This window comes from Nocardia sp. NPDC060259 (genome assembly GCF_042728775.1).
Taxonomy (GTDB): Bacteria; Actinomycetota; Actinomycetes; order Mycobacteriales; family Mycobacteriaceae; genus Nocardia.
Window position 1 is genome coordinate 1 of sequence record NZ_JBHXAY010000028.1, and the last position, 4147, is coordinate 4147.

3 protein-coding genes are annotated in these 4147 nt (G+C 64.6%); 2 read left to right on the forward strand and 1 reads right to left on the reverse strand.

Going from position 1 to position 4147, the window contains the following annotated elements:
- Nucleotides 1-505: 505 nt before the first annotated feature.
- Nucleotides 506-1066, forward strand: a complete 561-nt coding sequence (locus ACFWF2_RS13750; protein WP_379307798.1) for a hypothetical protein — start codon at nucleotides 506-508, stop codon at nucleotides 1064-1066.
- Nucleotides 1067-1909: 843 nt separating this feature from the next.
- Complete coding sequence (locus tag ACFWF2_RS13755; protein ID WP_379307799.1) at nucleotides 1910-2338, forward strand: hypothetical protein; 429 nt, start codon at nucleotides 1910-1912, stop codon at nucleotides 2336-2338.
- 345 nt (nucleotides 2339-2683) lie between these two features.
- Here ACFWF2_RS13755 and ACFWF2_RS13760 read toward each other — a convergent pair whose 3' ends face one another.
- Nucleotides 2684-3817 carry a helix-turn-helix transcriptional regulator gene (locus ACFWF2_RS13760; RefSeq protein ID WP_379307800.1) on the reverse strand — a complete coding sequence of 378 codons (1134 nt, stop codon included), beginning with the start codon at nucleotides 3815-3817 and terminating at the stop codon, nucleotides 2684-2686.
- Nucleotides 3818-4147 lie beyond the last annotated feature (330 nt).

Genomic DNA, 4147 nt, shown 5'->3' on the forward strand with positions numbered 1-4147 from the left:
TTATCCACGCAGACCACGCCATACGAGTTGTTAGTGTGTCGGGTGGCCTCGTATTTGTGAATAAGACACACACCGGCCCGCCGTTCTCGCCGAGCTCGGCGAGAACGGTCCAGCTGGGATCGGCGGCCATCTGGTGCCGCGATCCTGCGGTGCGGCAGGCAGAAAACCGGTCGTTACCGGGTGTTTTGCTGCCGCCCCAGGGAGATCGTTGCCGACTCCCATGACATGACCGCGGGCCGCGAACCTGCTTGCGCACGATTTCGTGCCCGAATGGGTGTGGCCACCGTGGGAAGAAGTCGGTGGCCACCGATACGCTGGACGAAACCACAGCTCAGCCACCAATTTTCAGAGGGAAGACCATGACCGACTCGCACCCGGGCCAACCTGCAGCGGTGCCGCTGTTCAGCGCCGAACGCCACAGTGACGCCACAGCGCCGAACCCGAACCCAATCGCCGACAACCAGTTCCCAGTCTTTCTGGCCCCCGCACGCCCCGCCGGGCCCGAATGAGCGAGCGCGAACAGCGCACTGCCTGTCGCGCCACTGCTGTGGAGGGCGAGTACCTCGACCGGCGCCAGATCGCCCGCGAGATCGAGCTGAACGTGCACTTCCTCGACTTCCTCAAAGTCCCACTGAGGCAGTGGGCCGGACTCGGCAGGTGGGCCACACTCGAGCCCGCCACCCGATCCGATGTCGGTACCCACGCGCTGGCCACCCTCGACACCGTGCTGGCCGACCTCATCGCGGTGCGTGCGCGCCTGGCCGCCACGGTCGAGTCGGCACCGGACGACGTTGGTCCGGGCACGCTCGTCCCGCTTCCCGAGCATGGCGGGCTGGGCTGGGCTGTGGTGCGGGCGTTTGAGCGGTTCGTCGCCCCGACGAGATTCATCTCGATCTCGCTGAACCAGTGGGCCGCCCGTACCTCGGACGACTACAGCGACGAAGCCCGCACGCTCGCCGGGGAGCGCGCCCTGGGCTTCCTCGACAATGCCCTCGCCCAACTCGTACCGATCCGCGAGGTCCTCGCCGCCGACCTCGGCGAGCGCCCCACGGGAGACCCTGCATGACCGAGCCCGCCACGTGCAGACTGTCACCGTCCCGACCGCGCTGACAGGACTCAGAACGTGGGGCGGATGGTGGTGCCTGGCGGGATCTATCACCGCAGCGTCGGCTCCGGCGCCTGTCTTCGACACCAGAATGCCTGTACACCTCAGCATCCGGAGGAGCATCGTGACCGGCACGGTCACCGCCGACGCCGGAAACCGTGAGCACATTGTGCGATTGAAACTGGTGAGCGCTGATCGTCAGCGCCGAGCACCTCACTCTCGACCTCCACCACGTCGAGACCGACACCGCCCCTTTCCCATTTGGTCGATGAAAGAATCCCCTCCAACCGAGGTCGGAGGGGATTTTTGCATGGTCGAGCTGACAGGATTTGAACCTGCAACCACCTGACCCCCAGTTCAGCCGGTAGGCGAAAACCCCAGGCCAGGAGTATTTTTCGGTGGTGCACCAATCGGCGCTGACATGGGGGTTGTTCGGCATCGTTGGTAGCGTGTGGTCCCGTTCTGGTCCCGCTGCTGGCGCTCCTAACACACCTCCAGCCCTCGGCGGTCAGCACAACCGACTACCGATCACTACGCCCGGCACGTGGTCGTGATGCCGACTACGATTGCACTGTCGTCCAGGGTGATCCAGTCCCGATCAAGATCGTCGCTGGACTTCATGACGGCTTAGCTCGGTGAACAAGGGGGATTTCTGTGACGTACGGGGACCAACAATGGACCAACCCGTATCCGCAGCCAGTGCAGGGGCTACGCCCCAGGGTCGGCAGTTTCCGGGATCAGAGAGTTCCTTCTCCGAAGGGCACTACCGCGATAACGGCCGTGATCTTCGCAATACTCGATGCGGTGGTTTCCGTCGTGCTGGTAGCCAGCCTGGTGGTTGGCCTGTACGAAAGCTCCGTTGTCGAACCATATTTCCTCGACGGAACCCTCAATCCATGGGTCGAATCATCGGTTGCGAATCTGTTGCAGTTCGGCGCTGTCATCGTTGGACTGGTCGGCCTGGGGCTGCTGCTCGGCGTGGTGCTGCTGCTCATGCGACGACCTCTCGGGCGAACGGTCCTGGTAGCGGCGTGCTCTGTGGCCCTGCTCGTGGCCTCGGTGGGCATCTACGTGGTGTTATCCGCGTTCTGGGATTTCGGCATGACGGATGAGCCGTTGTCAATCGTAATCCTGATCGGTTTCGCCATATCAGCACTGATCTCGGCGGTAACGCTGATTCTTGCGGCACTCAAAGCGACTGCTCGCTGGATTGGTGCGCGACAAACTCAGTAGCCTGCACGGTCACGCTGGGTGACGGTTCTATGGCCCTGTTCTGGGTTGGGGTGCGCATGCCGGGCTGGCTCACCGCCTGCCCTACCAGGTGGTCGACGCCCACAACTGCGGCTGGATCCATCACCGACGGTTCCGGGTTCCGGCTATCCCGTCGTGACCGCGATGATCGCCACAACCACTGCCGGGTTCGTGGCGATGCAGGAGAGCTGCTCGGCCAGAGGGTGGCGCCGAGTTCAAATGACAGGCCGGGGTATCCGGCGGCGCGGCCGCGGGCGGCGGGCGGCTGGCGAGATCTGGCGGTCGGAGAACGCTCGGTCGAGCAGCCAGCGACCTTGGTTGAGTGACTCACCTGATGCTCGGCGTGCTCGACAGAAGGAGCCGGGCGAGATCCTTCTGCCGCCGGGTGCCGGTCTTGTCGAACACATGTTGCAGGTGCGTACGCACCGTCGACAAGGTGACGCCGAGGGCGTCCGCGACAGCCTGCAGCCCATCGCCGCGGATCACGTGTTCGACTATCCCGGCCTCCCTAGCGGTCAGCCCGTAGACGCTCCGCCACGTTCGCGCTGGGACAGCCGATGCCGACTCGGTGGGGTCGACGATGGTGAGCAGTGCGAGGCGACCCGGTCTGCACGGGTCATCGTCGGTGCAGATCGGAATGGCATGGACCACATAGCGACCTCCCGTCGAGGGGCGGGTCAGCGAGATGCTGCCGGCGATGGGGGCCTCACAGCAGTCACCGCACGCCCGCAACACCAGTTCGTGCAGAGCAGCCCGGTCTGCGCCGACGGTTGTGCCCAGTTTGCCGCCGCGCACGACGAGCAGCCCGTCGGCACGGGTGAGGATCGCCCGGGCGGCAGCGTTCATGTGGTGGATCAGTCCGTGCTCCTCGACAAGGAGCGCACTGCCGTCCAGGTGTTCGAGAATCTGCGTGGTCAATCGCAGGCTTTGGGAGGCTTCGGTTGACCTGAGCTGGATCGCGGCCGCCGCACGAAGGTGCGGGACGAGATGGCGTATCAACTCGATGCGGCCTGTCGATGCGAAGCCCTTGTTCGGTTCGGCCGCCACGCACAACCACGACGGGCCGTCAGCGCGATCGGAGAATCGGGCGAACACCCCGTCCCCCAGCCCGGTCGGACGCGCCCAGTCGACGAAGAACTCGCTCTCGGTCAACTGGCGCCGCGAAAGCACTTCGAAAACGCAACCGACCTCGCCCACCGCGCTGCGGGCCACTATGCGCGCGATCGGATCCAGGTCGCGGTAGTAGCGGTTGTAGCTGTCGACCGACGTGGTGTCCAGACCGACGCCGAGCGCGATGCGCTGGTCGTCAGGAGCGCTGGTCACCAGCGAGCCGACTGCAGCATCGAACATCGTGACGATCCGGTCTACGGTGCCAGGCCACAGCGATGGTTCGGCCGCTGCGGCGTAGATCGCTTCCACCGTGGTGGAGAAGGTCTCGAGATCCACTGGATCGTCGCGCACCCGTTGATGATCCGCCCTTGGGTTGCTCGTGGCCAGGAGAAATGCCCGGTTTGCATCAGCCGTTCATACGATGTGAGCGCGGGGGTGCCCAGCCGACACTCGATCGGTATTCAGCTGACATCTCGGGACGGCTCGGCAGCGGCAATCCGGCACCGCGCGGGTGTCCGGGTTGGTCCCCGAGACCTCCCGTCGAGTGAAAGAAACGATCATCATGGACGACAATCAGTGGCATCACAACGTGCCAAGTATCGGCGATATCCAGATCGCGCCCGGGACGAGTCCGACCAGCTGGTTCACCCCGAAGGACGTCGTGCAGCATCTCGCCTATGT